Origin of the sequence: Stenotrophomonas sp. WHRI 8082, assembly GCF_040223995.2 — a bacterium.
Lineage (GTDB): Bacteria > Pseudomonadota > Gammaproteobacteria > Xanthomonadales > Xanthomonadaceae > Stenotrophomonas.
This window is the reverse complement of the sequence record NZ_CP167826.1, coordinates 3288662-3304831: the sequence shown is the minus strand read 5'-3', so window position 1 is coordinate 3304831 and position 16170 is coordinate 3288662. Positions and strand designations below refer to the sequence as shown.

Sequence of the window (16170 nt, the reverse complement as noted above, 5' to 3'; positions counted from 1 at the left end):
ATTTGCGTCGCTATCCAACGCCTCGCGTCTCCTTTTCCGAATTTGCTCACGCAACAACGAGATTGCCATGTCCAACATCGTCATCGCCGCCGCCAAGCGCACCGCCATCGGTTCCTTCCTCGGCCAGTTCACCGGCGTGCCCACCCCGACCCTCGGCGCAGCGGCCATCGCCGCCGCGCTGGAACAGTCCGGTGTCCCTGCTGCGGATGTTTCTGAAGTCATCATGGGCTGCGTGCTGCCGGCCAACCTGGGCCAGGCCCCTGCCCGCCAGGCGGCCATCGCCGGCGGACTGCCGCTGTCCACCGGCGCCACCACGCTCAACAAAGTCTGCGGTTCGGGCATGAAGGCGATCATGCTGGGGCACGATCTGATCAAGGCCGGCTCGGCCCGCATCGTGGTGGCCGGTGGCATGGAATCGATGACCAATGCGCCGCACCTGCTGCCCAATTCGCGCACCGGCAACCGCTTCGGCAACTTCCAGGCTGTCGACCACATGGCCCACGATGGTCTGGTCAACGCCTACGACGGCAAGGCGATGGGGGAGTTCGCCGAATGTGCGGTGGACAAGTACCAGTTCACCCGCGAAGAACAGGACGCCTACGCGATCGAGTCGGTAAAGCGCGCGCAGGCCGCGCAGGCCAACGGCGCATTCGCTGACGAGATCGTCGCGGTGAAGGTCACCACCCGCAAGGGCGACGTCGAGGTTTCCCTCGACGAACAGCCGACACGCGCCGACATCGGCAAGATCCCGACCCTGCGTCCGGCGTTCAAGAAGGACGGGACGGTCACGGCCGCCAGCTCGTCCAGCATCTCCGACGGTGCGGCTGCGGTCGTGCTGCTGTCGGAAGACGATGCCAAGGCGCGCGGCCTGCAGCCGCTGGCGCGCATCGTCGCCCACGCTACCCACTCGCAGGAGCCGGAGTGGTTCACCACCGCGCCGATCGGTGCGATCCATACGCTGCTTGAAAAAGCCGGCTGGGCGCTGGAGGATGTGGACCTGTTCGAAATCAACGAAGCGTTCGCCGTGGTGGCGATGGCGCCGATGCGTGAACTGGGCATCGCCCACGACAAGTTGAACGTCAACGGCGGCGCCTGCGCACTGGGCCATCCCATCGGTGCCTCGGGCGCGCGACTGGTGGTCACCTTGGTGCACGCATTGCGCAGCCGCGGTGGCAAGCGCGGCATCGCTACGCTGTGCATCGGCGGTGGCGAAGCAACGGCCATTGCCATCGAATTGATTTGATTGAGTTTAACGCCCGTTTCGCAAAACTGAATGCGGGATCGCTTGACAGCCAATCTTGGCTTGTCATCATGTTGACGGCGCGCAACTGCGCGTTGCCTATCTAACGACGACGAGGATTCACCAAATGAGCATCAACAAGCTGCTGGTTGCTATGTCCCTGGCCCTGGCCCTGGCTGCCTGCTCGAAGCAGGAAGCTGCCCAGGACGCCGCCGCTTCGGCCAACGAAGCTGCCACCGAAGCGCAGGCCGCTGCTGACCAGGCTGCTGCTGCTGGCTCGCAGACCGCTGACGCTGCTCAGCAGGCTGCTGACACCGCCGCTACCGCTGCTGACGCTTCGGCCGACGCTGCTGGTCAGGCTGCTGGCGCTGCCACCGACGCTGCTGCTGACGCCGCTGCCGACGCTGCCAAGGCTGCCGAAGGCACCGCCGAGCAGGCCAAGGACGCTGCTGAAGAAGCCAAGAAGTAATAACTTCTTTCTTCACGCTGTTCTGAAGAAGCCGCTGGTTCGCCAGCGGCTTTTTCTTTGCCCGTCGTTCGGGTGGTCGAACGGGTGAGACCCCCTCGCGGCTGTCTGCGGTGAAGCAGTACGTGGGATAGGCCGGGCGGCGGGGCTGGTCGGGGGACGGCAAAAACTGCGTCCATGCGTGCCTCGTTTCGTGCCATCCATGGCACTCAACGCCCCCGCCCAGCCCCACCGCCCGGCCCCTGACAGGTTCCGTGGCCGCCCGCCGCGTATGAAAAAAAGGAAAAAGCGGTAGCGCCGACCCATGGTCGGCGAGCGCAGCGGGCCGTTGGCGGAAACATTCCGCCGAGCACGGCTCGGCGCTACCGCAGGCGTCGTTGACCCGTCGGGTGGAGGGAGCCCCTGAGTCAGGGGCGGCCGCGAAGCGGCGGGGTGTGGGTGCTGGTGAGACGGGGCCCGCGGTTTGCGAAGCAAAGCGTGGGAGCGGCAGCGCGAATGCGATGACGTGGACCCGCCATCCATGGCACTCAACGCCCCCGCCCCACCGCCCGACCCCCTGACAGGTTCCGTGGCCGCCCGCCGCGCATGGAAAAAAAATAAAAGCGGTAGCGCCGACCCATGGTCGGCGAGCGCAGCGGGCCGTTGGCGGAAACATTTCGCCGAGCACGGCTCGGCGCTACCGCAGGCGTCGTTGACCCGTCGGGTGGAGGGAGCCCCTGAGTCAGGGGCGGCCGCGAAGCGGCGGGGTGTGGGTGCCGGTGAGACGGGGCCCACGGTTTGCGAAGCAAAGCGTGGGAGCGGCAGCGCGAATGCGATGACGTGGACCCGCCATCCATGGCACCCAACGCCCCCGCCCCGCCCCACCGCCCGGCCCCCTGACAGGTTCCGTGGCCGCCCGCCGCGCATGGAAAAAAAAAAAAGCGGTAGCGCCGACCCATGGTCGGCGAGCGCAGCGGGCCGTTGGCGGAAACATTCCGCCGAGCACGGCTCGGCGCGACCGCAGGCGTCGTTGACCCGTCGGGTGGAGGGAGCCCCTGCGCTCAACGCCCCCGCCCTGCCCCACCGCCCGGCCCCCTGACAGGGTCCGTGGCCGCCCGCCGCGTATGAAAAAAGAAGAAAAGCGGTAGCGCCGACCCATGGTCGGCGGAAACCATCAAACCCCATTCCCCACGAATCCGCCGACCATGGGTCGGCGCTACCGATTCGAGGGCCGCCATGGACCTGTCGAAGGTGGGGCGGGGTGGGTTTGCGGGGGTGTTGAGCGCCATGGATGGCGCGAAACAAGGCACGCAGGAGCGGCTTCTGCCGTCCCCCGCCACCCCACCCCGCCCCGCCATCACGCGGCCCTGCAGCCGTTGCCGTTGCTCGTGCCGTTGCCGCTGCTCTTGCCCTTGCCCTTGCCTTCAAGCCGCGCGCACGCGCAAACAGACTTCACCCGCCATCGACCCTCACATGAATAGGCTGGCGCTCACTGAAACCCTGACCTGGAGCGCGCCATGACCATCCGCACCCTCACCACCTCCCTGCTGGCCGCTTCCCTCGTCTTCGGCCTTGCTGCCTGCAAGGGTCCGGAAGCCGAGCAGGCCCGCCAGGACGCCGCACAGGCCGCCGACAGCGCCGGCGTGGCCGCGCGCGATGCCGTTGACCGCGCCGCTGCCGCTACCCGCAACGCCGCCGATGATGCCTCCGCTGCCTCGGCGACGGCCGCTGCAGATACCCAGCAGGCGCTGGACCGCGCGGCGGATGCCACGGCCAATGCAGCAGCAGAAGCCAAGGTCGCCGCCAAGGATGCTGCCGCCCATGCCAGCGAAGCGACCGCCACGGCCGCGCAGAACGTGGCCGACAAAGCACGCGATGTCGCCGACGATGCCAAGGACACCGCCGACCACGGCAAGCACTGAATCACGCAGCTCTTCCACGTGGCAGGCGCCGGAGGCATCCGGCGCCTTTTTCATGCCACCGCTCAGGGCAGCGCGCGCGCCAACATCGCGCCGAAATCGAGATCGGCGGGCAAGGTACCGAACGCCAGGCCGTGCTGCGCGCATAGACGGCTGCGCACGAAGGCCGCCGCGAACGGACTACCCGCGCGCAGCAGGATCGCAGCCTGCAACAGCAGCGCAAGCCGCTCGCAATGCAGGCGTGCCATGACCGGTGCGACCGGCACATCGTGCCAGCAGCGTGAGAGCGCCTCGTCGAAGTGGCTGTCCAGGCCCGTGGCGGACAGCAGTTCGTCGTACAGGGCTTGGCGCGCCTGCGGCTCACGCTGCAGCGTACGCAACAGGTCCAGGCATTGGATGTTGCCGCTGCCTTCCCATATCGAGTTGAGCGGCGCCTGCCGGTACAGCCGGGGCAGCATCGACTCTTCCACGTAGCCTGCCCCGCCCAGGCATTCCTGCGCCTCGTTGACGAACACTGCGGCGCGCTTGCAGACCCAGTACTTGCCCAGTGCCGTGCCCACCCGGGCCATCAGCGCGCGCTGCGGATCGCGCGATGCAGCATCCACCGCCGCGGCGACGTGCAGGGCCAACGCCGTAGCGGCCTCGGACTCCAGCGCCAGATCGGCCAGCACGTTGGCCATCAGCGGGTGGTCGCACAGGCGCTCACCGAAGGTGCGGCGATGGCGCGCGTGGTGCAGGGCCTGGGCCAGCGCCATGCGCATCTCCGCCGCCGCCCCGAGCATGCAGTCCAGGCGGGTCATCATCACCATGTGGATGATGGTCGCGACACCGCGCCCTTCTTCGCCCACCCGCCACGCCTGGGCGCCGGTGAACTCCACTTCGCTGGATGCGTTCGCCCAGTCACCCAGCTTGTCTTTCAACCGCATCAACTGGAACGCATTGCGATCGCCATCGGCAAGCCGCCGCGGCATCAGCAGGCAGGTCAGGCCCGCCGGTGCCTGCGCGAGTACCAGGAAGCCATCGGACATCGGCGCAGAGAAAAACCATTTATGCCCGACGAGCCGATAGCTGCCATCCGCGCAGGGCTCGGCATGGGTCTGGTTGGCACGTACGTCCGAGCCGCCCTGCTTCTCCGTCATGCCCATGCCCAGCGTGATGCCGGCTTTGTCGGCCACCGGCACATCGCGCGGGTCGTACACCGGCGCGGCCGCCTTGCGCGCCCAGTCGGACAGCACCGGGTGGTCGGCAAGTACGGCGACCGCCGCGTGGGTCATGGTCAAGGGGCAGCTGGTGCCGGCCTCTGCCTGGTGGTGCAGATAGCTCAAGGCCGCGCGCGCCACGTGCGCCCCCGGCTGTGGCTCATGCCAGGACAGGCCAGCAACGCCATGTTCCTTTCCCAGTTGCAGCAACTGATGGTAGGCCGGCGTGAACTCGACGGTATCGATGCGATGGCCCTGTGCATCGTGGGTGCGCAGCCGTGGCCGGTCACGATTCGCTTCGAAGCCCAACCGATACAGCGTGTCACCGGCCAACACGCCGTACGCCGCCAGCCGCGGCACGAACGACGACGCGCCGGCACGATCCACCGCCTCCACCAGTGCCGCGTCGTCCGACCACAGGTGCCGCCCGGCAAAGGGCGGGGGCTGGTTCTGAACCCCGTGGGTCTGGAACGCGGCAGGATCGGTGCGCATGGCGGAGGCCTCCTTGGCAGCAGCAAAGCACGATTCTGCCGCACTGCCGTGGCCCCTGCTGTTCAGGCGGATTCTCACCTCCTGCACGAATGCATCGGCACAGTGCGGGCATGAGCAGACGCGACGATCTGGTGGTACTGCGGCCCGAAGGACTGTATTGCCCCGCTGGCGACTTCCACATCGACCCATGGCGGCCGGTGCCGCGCGCGGTGATTACCCACGGCCATGGCGACCACGCCCGGGGCGGCATGGGCGAGTACTTCTGCAGCCTGTCCAGCGCGGCGATCCTGCGCTGGCGACTGGGTGATGTCCGCATCCACACCCACGGCTGGGGCGTGCCCTTCCGCATGGGCGCGGTCGAGGTGTCGCTGCATTCGGCCGGCCACGTGCTGGGCTCGGCCCAGGTGCGCATCGATGATGGCGAGCAGGTCTGGGTGGCCTCGGGCGACTACAAGCGGCAGCCCGATCCCACCTGCGACCCCTTCGAGGTCGTGCCCTGCGATACCTTCATCACCGAAGCGACCTTCGCCTCGCCGATCTACCGCTGGCCCGATACCACCGAGGTGGCCGCCGACATCGTGGCGTGGCGCCGCGAATGCGGTGAGCGCGGCGAGGCGGCGATCCTGCTCTGTTACTCGCTGGGCAAGGCGCAACGCATACTGGGCGAACTGCTGCCACTCGACGATCAGCCTGCCTGGTTGCACGGCGCCATCGACAACGGCGTGCAGGTCTATCGGCAGGCCGGCATCCCGATGCTGGCCACCGAAGCCGTCGCCGAACAGGGACGCCAGCCGGACTCCGCGGGTCGCCTGGTACTGGCACCGCCGTCGGCGGCCGGCACGCCGTGGGTGCGGCGTTTCGGTCGCCATCAATTGGCCTTCGCCTCTGGCTGGATGCACCTGCGTGGCAACCGGCGCCGCCGTAACGTCGACCGCGGCTTCGTGGTGTCCGACCACGCCGATTGGCCGGCGCTGCTGCAGACCATCGCGCAGACCGGCGCGTCGCGCATCATCGCCACCCATGGCAACACCGATGCGCTGATCCGTTACCTGCGCGAGAACGGCACTGCTGCCGAGGCCTTCCGTACCGATTACGGGAGCGAAGAATGAAGGCCTTCGCCGCGCTCTACCAGCGCCTTGACCGCAGCACCGCGACCGGCGACAAGCGCGCCGCGCTGGTCGACTACTTCCGTTCCGCCCCGCCACACGATGCGGCCTGGGCGCTGTACCTGCTCAGCGGCGGCAAGGTGGGCGGTGCACGCAGGAAGATCGCCGCCAGTGGCGAACTGCGCGCGTGGTTGGTCGAAGCCACTGGCCTGCCCGCCTGGCTGGTGGAGGACAGCTACGAACAGGTGGGTGATCTTGCCGAGACACTTACCCTGCTGATCGATGAGCCCGCGCAGGCCGCGGCGGACCGCTCGCTGGTGGAGTGGATCGAAGGCCACCTGCTCGCCGTGGCGAACAGGGATGAAAGCGTGCGCCGCGCGGCCGTCGAACTCGGCTGGCAGTCGCTGCCGGCACCGCAGCGACTGGTCTTCAACAAACTGCTGACCGGGGCGCTGCGGGTCGGTGTTTCGCAGCGCCTGGTGCAACAGGCCCTGGCGGAACTGTCGGGGCTGGATATCGCGCGCATCGCCCAGCGCATGCTGGGTGAGTGGGTGCCCTCACCGGATCTGCTGGGCACCCTGCTGACGCACGAAGAACTGCCCTTGGATCGGCAGCAGCCCTATCCGTTCTACCTGGCCTCGCCGCTGGAAGCCGAGGCGCAGACGCTGGGCCCGGTGCAGGACTGGGTGCTGGAATGGAAATGGGATGGCATCCGCCTGCAGTTGCTGCGCCGCAAAGGCGAAGTCGCCCTGTGGTCGCGCGGCGAAGAACGGCTGGACGGGCGCTTCCCGGAGATAGAACAGGCCGCCGCCGCCCTGCCTGATGGCTGCGTGATCGATGGCGAACTGTTGGCGTGGGACGCCGACGACGACCTGCCGCGCGCTTTCACCGCCCTGCAGACCCGTATCCAGCGGCGCAAACCGGGGCCGGCCACCCTGCGCAGCACGCCCGTGCGGGTGCTGGCCTATGACCTGCTGGAACAGGATGGCGAAGACCTGCGCGGCGTACCCCTGCAGCAGCGACGCGAGCGTCTGGCCGCGCTGCTGGAGCGCTTGGCCGACCCGCGCATCCAGCTGTCCCCGCAGGTGCAGGCCGACGACTGGCAGCAGGCGGCCACGCTGCGCGAAGAGGCCCGCGTGCGCGGCGTGGAAGGCCTGATGCTGAAACGGCGCGACTCGGTGTATCAGGCCGGGCGCCGACGCGGTGACTGGTGGAAATGGAAGGTCGACCCGCTGACCATCGATGCGGTGCTGCTGTATGCACAGGCCGGCCATGGCCGGCGCAGCACGCTGTACACCGATTACACCTTTGGCGTCTGGCACGGCGAAGAACTGGTACCGGTGGCCAAGGCCTACTCCGGCCTGGACGACAAGGAAATCCTCGCCCTCGACCGCTGGATACGGGCCAACACCCGCGAACGCTTCGGGCCAGTGCGCAGCGTCCGCGCCGAACAAGTGTTCGAACTGGGCTTTGAGGCAGTGAACATCAGCAAGCGGCACAAGTCCGGCATCGCCGTGCGCTTCCCGCGCATCCTGCGCTGGCGCCACGACAAGCCGGCCAGCGAAGCCGACCAGCTGGCACAGCTGCAGGCCCTCGCTCGATGACCCGAAGCGAGGCGCTGGCCCGTTTGACGGGATTCTTCAGCGAACGTGGATGGCGCCCGCTGCCGTTCCAGCGCACGATGTGGCGGCACTACCTGGGCGGTGCCTCCGGCCTGCTGCACACGCCCACCGGCAGCGGCAAGACGCTGGCGATGTTCGGCGGACCGCTGTTGCAGGCCCTGCTGGATCCATTGCCCACACCGGCCCGTCGCAGCGCCGTACGGCCGTTGCAGGTGCTGTGGGTGACGCCCCTGCGCGCGCTGGCCACCGACACCGCACGCGCGCTCCAGGAGCCGCTGAAGGCCATCGGCCTCGACTGGCAGGTGGGCCTGCGCAGCGGCGACGCCAGCAGCCGTGACAAACGCCTGGCGCGCGAAGGACGGCTGGACGTGCTGGTGACCACGCCGGAATCGCTGGCGCTGTTGCTGAGCTACCCCGATACGCTGGCCCGCATGCGCCAGCTGCGCTGCATCGTCGTCGACGAATGGCACGAGCTGCTGGGCAGCAAACGCGGTGTGCTGCTGCAGCTCAACCTGGCACTGCTGCGCGATGCCGCTCCCGCAGTGCAGCTTTGGGGGCTGTCGGCCACCCTCGGCAACCTTGATCAGGCCCGTGCGGTGCTGCTGCCTGATCGTCACGATGCACTGAGCGTGGAAGGCGCGCGGCCGCGCCCGGTGCGCGTGCGCAGCCTGCTGCCCGAGCCCGGCGAACGCTTTCCCTGGGCCGGCCATCTCGGGCTGCGCCAGCTGCCGCGCGTGCTGCAGACGGTGATGGCTGCACGCAGCAGCCTGCTGTTCACCAACACCCGCGCGCAGGCCGAGCTGTGGCATCAGGCATTGGCCGCCGTGTGGCCGGAAGACCTGCACACCCTGGCCCTGCACCACGGCTCGCTGGACCCGGCCCTGCGCCAGCAGGTGGAAGATGGCCTGCGTAACGGCACGCTGCGCTGCGTGGTGGCCACCTCCAGCCTTGACCTGGGCGTGGACTTTCCCGAAGTCGACCAGGTGCTGCAACTGGGCAGCCCGAAGGGCGTGGCGCGCTTGCGGCAACGCGCCGGTCGCGCCCGCCACCGCCCCGGCGCCAGTGGCGAGATCGTGTGCATTCCCAGCCACGCATTGGAGCTTGCCGAATATGCCGCCGTCCGCCGCGCGCTGGACGACGGCGTGGTGGAAGCGCGGCGGCCGTTGCAGTTGTCGCTGGACGTGCTGGCGCAACACTGCATCAGCCGCGCCCTGGCCGGCGGCTTCGAGGCCGACGCGCTGTTGGCGCAGGTGCGCCGCACCCATGCCTTCGCCAAGGTCACCGATGCGCACTGGCAGGCCGTACTCGAGTTCATCGTGCAGGGCGGTCGCGCGTTGTCGCAGTACCCTGACTTCCACAAGGTGGTGCGCGACGACGATGGCCAGTACCGCGTGCATGACCGCCGCCAGGCGCTGCGCCATCGGCTGTCGATCGGCACCATCAGCAGTGACGGCAGCGTACGCGTGCAGTTCATGCGCGGCGGCGGGTTGGGCGCAGTGGAGGAACAGTTCGCCAGCCGCCTGCGCCGCGGCGACCGCTTCCAGTTCGCGGGCCGGCTGCTGGAACTGGTGAAGCTGCAGGACATGACCGCCTATGTGCGCCTTGCCCGTGGCGGCGAGGGGGCGGTACCGCGCTGGCAGGGTGGCCAGTTGGCGCTGTCCCCATCGCTGGGGCGCGAACTGGAGGCCGTGCTCGGCGGCGCCGACGACAGCCCCGAGTCGCAGTGGCTGCACCCGCTGCTGGGCCTGCAGGAGCGGCTGTCGGCGCGTCCGTCGCCGGCCCATGTGCTGATCGAAGACGTGCGTCGGCGCGAGGGCCAGTACCTGTTCCTGTATCCCTTTGCCGGCCGCCATGTGCACGAGGCCCTGGCGGCCCTGCTGGCATTGCGCTGCACGCGGCTGCAGCGCAACAGCATCGGCTACGCGGTGAACGACCATGGCCTGGTGCTGGCCCCGGCGCTGCCGCAGGCGCTCGACGAACTGCAGTGGCGCGCCCTGCTGTCCGCCGACGCCCTGCTGGATGACCTGCGCGCGGCGGTCAACCTGGGCGAACTGGCACGCCGCCAGTTCCGCGGCATTGCCCGCGTCGCCGGCCTGCTGGTACCCAGCCTGCCCGGTGGCATGCCGCGTTCGCTGCGCCAACTGCAGGCATCGTCAGGCCTGCTGTATGACGTGCTGCGCGAGCACGATCCCGATCACATGCTGCTGCAGTTGGCCGAGCACGAAGTGCTGCATGACAGCCTGGACATCGACGGACTGCACGCGACGTTGCAGCGGCTGGGTGCACGGGCCCTGTGCCTGCGTGCGCCGACCTCACTCACGCCACTGGGCTTCCCGCTGTGGGCCGAGCGCCTGCGCGGCCAGCTGAGCAACGAAGACTGGCGCACGCGGGTGCTGCGTGCGTCGCAGCAACTGGAGAAGCGGCATGGACGATGACGTACGCGTGCACCTGGGGGACGAAGAGGCAGTGCTGGTGGGCGAGCGTGCGCTGTGGCTTCCCCAGCGCGGCGCGGTGCTGATCGCCGACCTGCACCTGGGCAAGGCGGACATCTTCCGCCGCGCCGGCATTGCCTTGCCGGTGGGCGGCACGCACAGCGACCTGCAGCGTCTGCAGCAGTTGGTAGAGCGCACCGACTGCAATCAGCTTTGGATCCTGGGGGACGTGCTGCACGGCCCGGTGCATCGCGCCCCATGGCATGCGCAGTGGCTGGGCTGGCGCGAGCAGCAGCCCGGCCTGCAGGTCCATGTGGTGCGTGGCAATCACGATCGCGCCCTGTCCAAGGCGACGCTGGCAGTGGACGTGCATGAGCGCCAGGCGATGCTTGGGCCTTTCGTGCTGCGGCATGAGCCGGAACCGGCCGAGGACGGCGCGCATGTCATTGCAGGCCACCTGCACCCGCAGGCTGCCCTGCCCGGCCTTCCGCGACGACTGCCGGCTTTCTGGCTGCGTCGGCAAATGACAGTCCTGCCTGCCTTCTCGGCCTTCACCGCCGGCGTGGTGCCGCGCCTGCAGACGGGCGAGCAGATGGCGGCCTGTGGTGATGGGGCGGTGTTTCTGCTGCCAAAGCGCGTTTAGCGTGTCCTGCGCCCAGAGTGGGACCCCGCGCGCATCGCTCGCGGGATCCTACCGATGAGGCGTGGTGCTTCAGGCGACGGCGAGCATCTCAGGCATCAACCGAAAGTCCACGTCACGCTCTTCTACCCGCCGGGGCAATGCGCGGATGGTCGCGAGCATCTCCTGCGCGCAGGTACGGACATATCCGTGGTGCTCTGGCGAAGAATGGCTGATCAGACTACCGACATGGAACTCGAACACGTCTTCGAGCACGTCCGGCTGGTCTTCGTGCAGCATCTGCAACAGTCCGCGCAGCTTGCAGATTTCCGATTCCAGCGCTTCGGCCGAGAACAACATGACAGACTCCTTTGCATTCGGCTCACCCGAGCCAACTGGGGCAGCAGCGCCGGGCCGCAGGCGGTGCGCGATGCAGGATCACGTATCACAGGGGCCACACGCGTGTGCGTACCCACTTCTTGTGCCATGAACCAGGTGAGCCGGCTGTCAACTTATTGCAGTGCGGCATTAACATCAGGCGGCAGGGGCGTGTCCACGGACCCCGCAGGGCGTCTTTCAAGTGCATCAATGAATTCGGCCTCCAACGGCAACGTACCCAGCCACCCCTGCTGGGTGCCGCTGAGCACGCGCAGCATGTGGCCGCGCCCTCCCGGCATGCGCCCCATCGGGCCCAGCAGGACGTCACGGGCCTTTGCCCAGGCATCGCGGTCAGACTGGAACAGCGGCGTCAGCCAGCGGCTCCAGCGCTGGTACACGGCCACGTGGGCTCGCCGCTGGGCCTGATAGGCCTGCAAGGCCGCTTCGCCGCGCCCGTGCACCCGCAGCGTGTCACGCAGCACCAGCGCATCCATCAGGGCCATGTTGACCCCCTGCCCCAATTGCGGACTCATCGAATGCGCTGCATCGCCGGCCAGCACCAGCCGCCCCGTGTGCCAGCGGTGCACCACGGCATCGCGGTAACTGGCGCGGGCAAGCTGGCCGGCGTCCTGCAGGTGGGCAAAGCGGGCCCCCGCTTCGGGCCACAACGCGTGGAGTTCATCCAGCCACGGCTGCAGGCCGTCCTGCTCCCAGCGCGCGAAGTCGTGGCACGGCAGGCTCCAGAAGAAGCTCAGCCGCGGCGTGTCATCGCCGGGCCGGGTGCCCACCGGCAGCAGCCCGATCATCTTGCGCGCGGCGACGTAGCGCTGCCTGAGTTCATTCACGTGGGGCCAGTCTTCGGCAGGCAGCAGGCACCACAGGGCGCCCCAGGGATACACCCGGTCCAGGGTGGTGCCGCCCACCTGCGCGCGCAGCACGGAGGCGGAGCCGTCGGCGGCGATGACGAGGTCATAGGGGCCATGCTGCCGCCCCTGCGCGTCACGCAGCAGGCCGCGTTCGCTGTCCACCGCGGTAATGGCGGTCCCCGCGTGCAGGGCACCGGTGCCTTCACGTGCCTGGTCCAGCAGCTGGAACAGCGCGCCGCGCTGCATGCCCAGTCCGTGCAGGCGCGGATCCAGCCCGTCGTAGCCCATGTCCATCACCGCCCGCCCGCAGGGCGTATCGCCGTGCAGGCGGTGCACCGGGGCCGCGTGCGCGCGCACCGCATCCAGCAGCCCCATGCGCCACAGCACCTGCAGGCCACTGGGCTGGAGCAGGAACCCGGCGCCCACCGGGCCCGGCGCGGGTGCCCGTTCGAAGATATCGACGTGATGGTCGTCACGCCCCAGCAGGATGGCCAATGCCTGGCCGGCGGTTCCGTAGCCGATGACGGCGATGCGCATGCGGGAGTCCATTCGGAGAGTGTGCCTGATCTGCGCAGCGGGCAAAAAAAACCCCGCCGAAGCGGGGTTTTTCAACACGCAGACGCGGAAATCAGGCAGCCTGGATGTTGGAAGCCTGGTCGCCCTTCGGGCCCTGGGTCTTTTCGAAGGTCACTTTCTGGCCTTCCTGCAGGGACTTGAAGCCGCTGCCAGAGATGGCGGAGAAGTGCGCGAACAGATCAGCGCCGCCGTCGTCCGGAGTAATAAAGCCAAATCCTTTGGCGTCGTTGAACCACTTAACGGTACCTGTTGCCATGTTGATGCGAGACCTTTGCAATGAATGGGTGGTGTGCGCAAAAACCCTGCGCACTGGGCGAGTATGCAAACCTTGCCCGAGGATGACAATCACCCCCTTGCCAATTCACCAATCAATTCGGGCAATCCGTTGGACGCAGCCTGCACATTGGCGAGCACTTCGGCCATGGTGATTTCCTCTCCGGACCCACACCCAGCGGCCCAATTGGCCACAATTGCGAGGCAGGCATAGTCCAGTCCGAGCTCGCGGGCGAGGGCTGCTTCGGGCATTCCGGTCATGCCGACCAGATCGCACCCATCCCGCCGCATGCGCGCGATTTCCGCGCTGGTTTCCAGCCGTGGACCCTGGGTCGCGCCGTAACAGCCGCCGTCGTGGACTGTGACACCAGTCACTTTTGCGGCGGCGAGAATTTTGCTCCGCAGCATCGGCGTGTAGGGGTGGCCGAAATCCACGTGAAGCACCTCGCTGCCCGGTTCTTCACACAGGGTGGAAATACGCCCCCACGTGTAATCGATCAGCTGGTCCGGACAGGCCAGCACGCGCGGACCGAAGGCATCGCCGATACCGCCGACCGTATTCAGCGCCAGCACGCGCTGCGCGCCGATCTGCTGCAGGGCCGCCAGGTTGGCCCGGTAATTGATCTTGTGCGGCGGCAGCGAGTGCCCCTCGCCGTGCCGGGCGAGGAACGCCACGCGATGGCCCAGCAGCGTGCCGACTCGGATCGGGCCGGAGGGGGTGCCGTAGCGGGTATCGACCTGGTGCGTCTGCACGTCGTCCAACTGGGCGAGCGAATACACGCCCGTCCCGCCGATGACCGCCAATGCGATCTGCTGCATCAGCCTTCCTTCATCGCATAGATGGCCGGCAGGCAGCGCAGCGTCTCGTTCACGTCCATGCCGAAGCCGAATACATAGCGGTCCGGCAGGTCCACGCCCGCGTAATCGGCGTGCACGTCCGGCAGCGCGCGATCGTGCTGCTTGACCGTCAGCGCGGCGATGCGCACGTCGGTGGCGCCCTGTTCCAGGCACCACGTGCGCACGCCCTGCAGCGTATAGCCCTCATCGAGGATGTCATCGACGAGCAGCACCCGGCGACCGAACAGCGCGGTGGCCGGCTTGTGCTTCCACACCAGGTCGCCGCCGGTGGTCTCACCCCGGTAGCGCGTGGCATGCAGGTAATCGAACTGCACGTCCTGGCCACGGGCACCCAGCTCCAGTGCAAGCTGGCCGGCGAACGGCAGCGCACCGTGCATGATCGACAGGAACAGCGGCACTTCGCCCTTGTAGTCCGCCGCGATGGCGTCGGCAATGCGGCCGATGGCCTGGTCGATGGTGGCGCGGTCGACCAGCAGGTCGGCCTGTTCCAGCGCCTGGGAGATGGTGAGGTTGGGCATCAGACGGTTCTTCCAGAAAGTTCAAGCAGATGGGTTCGTGTATCGCCATGGCGGGCGTCGGCCAACAGGCCGTCCCAGCCAAGCGCGCCGCGGCCAATCAGGCCCAGCAGCGCGGCGGTGTTGCAGGTGCGGTGTTCGACCGCACGCAGGGATTCTTCCACCAGTTCAGGATGGCATACCAGCACGACATCGCACCCCGCGTCGAGGTGCGCGTCCACGCGCGCCTTCACTCCACCGGCGCTGAACGAAGCCGCCATGCCGATGTCGTCGGAGAACACGACGCCACGGAAGCCCATTTCGCCGCGGAGGATCTCCTCGATCCAGCGCCGCGAGTAGCCTGCCGGCTCGGGCGCTACACGGGGGTAGACCACATGCGCCATCATCACCGCATCGGCGCCCGCGTCGATGCCCGCGACGAAGGGGACCAGGTCGCCCGCGCGCAGCTCGTCCAGCCCACGGGGATCGATTGCGGTGTCCACGTGGGTGTCCTCGATGACCGTGCCGTGTCCCGGGAAATGCTTGAGCGTGGCGGCCATGCCGGCGCTGTGCATGCCACGGACATACGCCGCGGTGAACGCCGCGACCGTCTGCGGATCATCGCTGAAGGCACGATCGCCTATCGCACGGTTGCCATGGCCGAGATCCACGACGGGTGCAAAGCTGAGGTCGACGCCACTGGCACGTATCTCGCTGGCCATCAGCCAGGCGTGCTGCTCGGCCCGGGCCAGCGCCGCCTGCGGATCGTCCGCATAACCGGCGCCGAGCTGTTGCAGCGGCGGCAGCGCACTGTAGCCCTCGCGGAAGCGCTGCACGCGCCCCCCCTCCTGGTCCACGCAGATCAACTGCGGGCGCGGCGCCGCGTCACGGATGGCAGCGGACAACGCTGCCACCTGCTGCCGGTCCTGGAAATTCCGCTTGAACAACACCACGCCGGCCACCGCATCGTGCTGCAGCCAGTCACGCTCCTGCGCAGTCAGTTCAGTTCCGGCAACGCCGATCAGCAGCATGGTCAGGTCTCCACTCCGGGCGCCGCATTGTCTCAGAGCCACTCAAAAAAGGGGACGGAGGGGATTAAGTCGCATTCACCCCGCCCGCGGTCCCACAGCCAGAAACGACTTAATCCCCTCCGTCCCCTTTTTGCCATCGGGTGTAGGGGTGGGAGGCCAAGGCGACGTTGTAGTAGCGGGCCTGGTCGGTCACGTCTTTGCCGGCCCAGGGGGGCAGCGGTACGGGCTGGTCGGGATCGTCGAGTTCGACTTCGGCAACCACCAGGCCGGCGTTTTCGCCCAGGAACTCATCCACTTCCCACAACAGGCCTTCGTGGTGCACCAGATGGCGGCGCTTGTCGATCAGGCCACCCACGCACAGCGCCAGCAGCGCCCGCGCGTCGTCGAGAGGGATCGGGTACTCGAACTCCTGCCGGCTGCGGCCCAGCGTGCGGGATTTAAGGTTGAGCGCGGCAACATCGCCTTCGATGCGCACCCGCACCGACGCGTTCTGGTCGCCGCGATCCAGCGCGCCCATGTCGTTGATGTAGCCCTGCGCCATCGGGATGACGGCGTGCGCGGCAGCGCGCCAGCCTTCACCGGTCACCAGGAATTTGCGTTCGATTTCAATGCCCATGCGG

Annotated in this window: 15 protein-coding genes; 7 read left to right on the top strand and 8 right to left on the bottom strand. The window is 68.0% G+C overall.

From position 1 onward, the window contains the following. The first annotated feature begins 67 nt into the window (after window positions 1-67). The 3 genes from ABRP17_RS14350 (at window position 68) to ABRP17_RS14340 (ending at window position 3607) form a co-directional block, all read left to right on the top strand. The gene (locus tag ABRP17_RS14350) at window positions 68-1243 is read left to right on the top strand and encodes an acetyl-CoA C-acyltransferase (protein WP_349985179.1); all 1176 of its coding nucleotides are present in this window, start codon (window positions 68-70) and stop codon (window positions 1241-1243) included. A gap of 124 nt (window positions 1244-1367) precedes the next feature. Further along, window positions 1368-1709, top strand: coding sequence for a hypothetical protein (locus tag ABRP17_RS14345; protein ID WP_188326610.1), 342 nt, complete (start codon window positions 1368-1370; stop codon window positions 1707-1709). Window positions 1710-3202: 1493 nt separating this feature from the next. Then, entirely contained in the window at window positions 3203-3607 is a 405-nt protein-coding gene (locus ABRP17_RS14340) for a hypothetical protein (RefSeq protein WP_188326609.1), read from the top strand. Window positions 3608-3669: 62 nt separating this feature from the next. On the opposite strand, the gene ABRP17_RS14335 is transcribed toward ABRP17_RS14340, so the two are convergent. Then, window positions 3670-5295: an acyl-CoA dehydrogenase family protein gene (locus tag ABRP17_RS14335; RefSeq protein WP_349986639.1), complete on the bottom strand. Its 1626-nt coding sequence runs from the start codon at window positions 5293-5295 to the stop codon at window positions 3670-3672. 110 nt (window positions 5296-5405) lie between these two features. Here ABRP17_RS14335 and ABRP17_RS14330 point away from each other — a divergent pair, with 110 nt between their 5' ends. Genes ABRP17_RS14330 through pdeM form a run of 4 tightly spaced genes read left to right on the top strand, consistent with a single transcriptional unit; the run spans window position 5406 to window position 11098 of the window. Beyond that, entirely contained in the window at window positions 5406-6404 is a 999-nt protein-coding gene (locus ABRP17_RS14330) for a ligase-associated DNA damage response exonuclease (protein WP_188326607.1), read from the top strand. Continuing rightward, window positions 6401-8005 (top strand): ATP-dependent DNA ligase, encoded by a 1605-nt coding sequence (locus tag ABRP17_RS14325; RefSeq protein ID WP_349986640.1) that lies wholly within the window; start codon window positions 6401-6403, stop codon window positions 8003-8005. Before ABRP17_RS14330 ends, ABRP17_RS14325 begins: the two co-directional genes overlap by 4 nt. Beyond that, entirely contained in the window at window positions 8002-10458 is a 2457-nt protein-coding gene (locus ABRP17_RS14320; RefSeq protein WP_349986642.1) for a ligase-associated DNA damage response DEXH box helicase, read from the top strand. The genes ABRP17_RS14325 and ABRP17_RS14320 overlap by 4 nt, the downstream gene beginning before the upstream one ends. After that, complete coding sequence (gene pdeM, locus ABRP17_RS14315) at window positions 10448-11098, top strand: ligase-associated DNA damage response endonuclease PdeM (protein WP_349986643.1); 651 nt, start codon at window positions 10448-10450, stop codon at window positions 11096-11098. Before ABRP17_RS14320 ends, pdeM begins: the two co-directional genes overlap by 11 nt. 69 nt (window positions 11099-11167) lie before the next feature. Here pdeM and ABRP17_RS14310 read toward each other — a convergent pair whose 3' ends face one another. From ABRP17_RS14310 to ABRP17_RS14280, 7 genes are all read right to left on the bottom strand, one after another. After that, window positions 11168-11434 carry a hypothetical protein gene (locus ABRP17_RS14310; RefSeq protein ID WP_349986645.1) on the bottom strand — a complete coding sequence of 89 codons (267 nt, stop codon included), beginning with the start codon at window positions 11432-11434 and terminating at the stop codon, window positions 11168-11170. 152 nt (window positions 11435-11586) lie between these two features. After that, window positions 11587-12867, bottom strand: coding sequence for an NAD(P)/FAD-dependent oxidoreductase (locus ABRP17_RS14305; protein ID WP_349986646.1), 1281 nt, complete (start codon window positions 12865-12867; stop codon window positions 11587-11589). A gap of 79 nt (window positions 12868-12946) precedes the next feature. Then, entirely contained in the window at window positions 12947-13150 is a 204-nt protein-coding gene (locus ABRP17_RS14300; protein ID WP_188326601.1) for a cold-shock protein, read from the bottom strand. Window positions 13151-13239: 89 nt separating this feature from the next. Further along, window positions 13240-13986 carry an S-methyl-5'-thioinosine phosphorylase gene (locus ABRP17_RS14295; RefSeq protein ID WP_188326600.1) on the bottom strand — a complete coding sequence of 249 codons (747 nt, stop codon included), beginning with the start codon at window positions 13984-13986 and terminating at the stop codon, window positions 13240-13242. Continuing rightward, a complete protein-coding gene (locus ABRP17_RS14290) occupies window positions 13986-14543 on the bottom strand; it encodes a hypoxanthine-guanine phosphoribosyltransferase (protein WP_188326599.1) in 558 nt (185 codons plus the stop codon). Before ABRP17_RS14290 ends, ABRP17_RS14295 begins: the two co-directional genes overlap by 1 nt. Next, on the bottom strand, window positions 14543-15550 hold the full coding sequence (gene nagZ, locus ABRP17_RS14285) for a beta-N-acetylhexosaminidase (protein ID WP_349986648.1): 1008 nt from the start codon (window positions 15548-15550) through the stop codon (window positions 14543-14545). Before nagZ ends, ABRP17_RS14290 begins: the two co-directional genes overlap by 1 nt. A gap of 109 nt (window positions 15551-15659) precedes the next feature. After that, entirely contained in the window at window positions 15660-16166 is a 507-nt protein-coding gene (locus ABRP17_RS14280; RefSeq protein ID WP_349986649.1) for a CYTH domain-containing protein, read from the bottom strand. Between the last annotated feature and the right edge of the window lie 4 nt (window positions 16167-16170).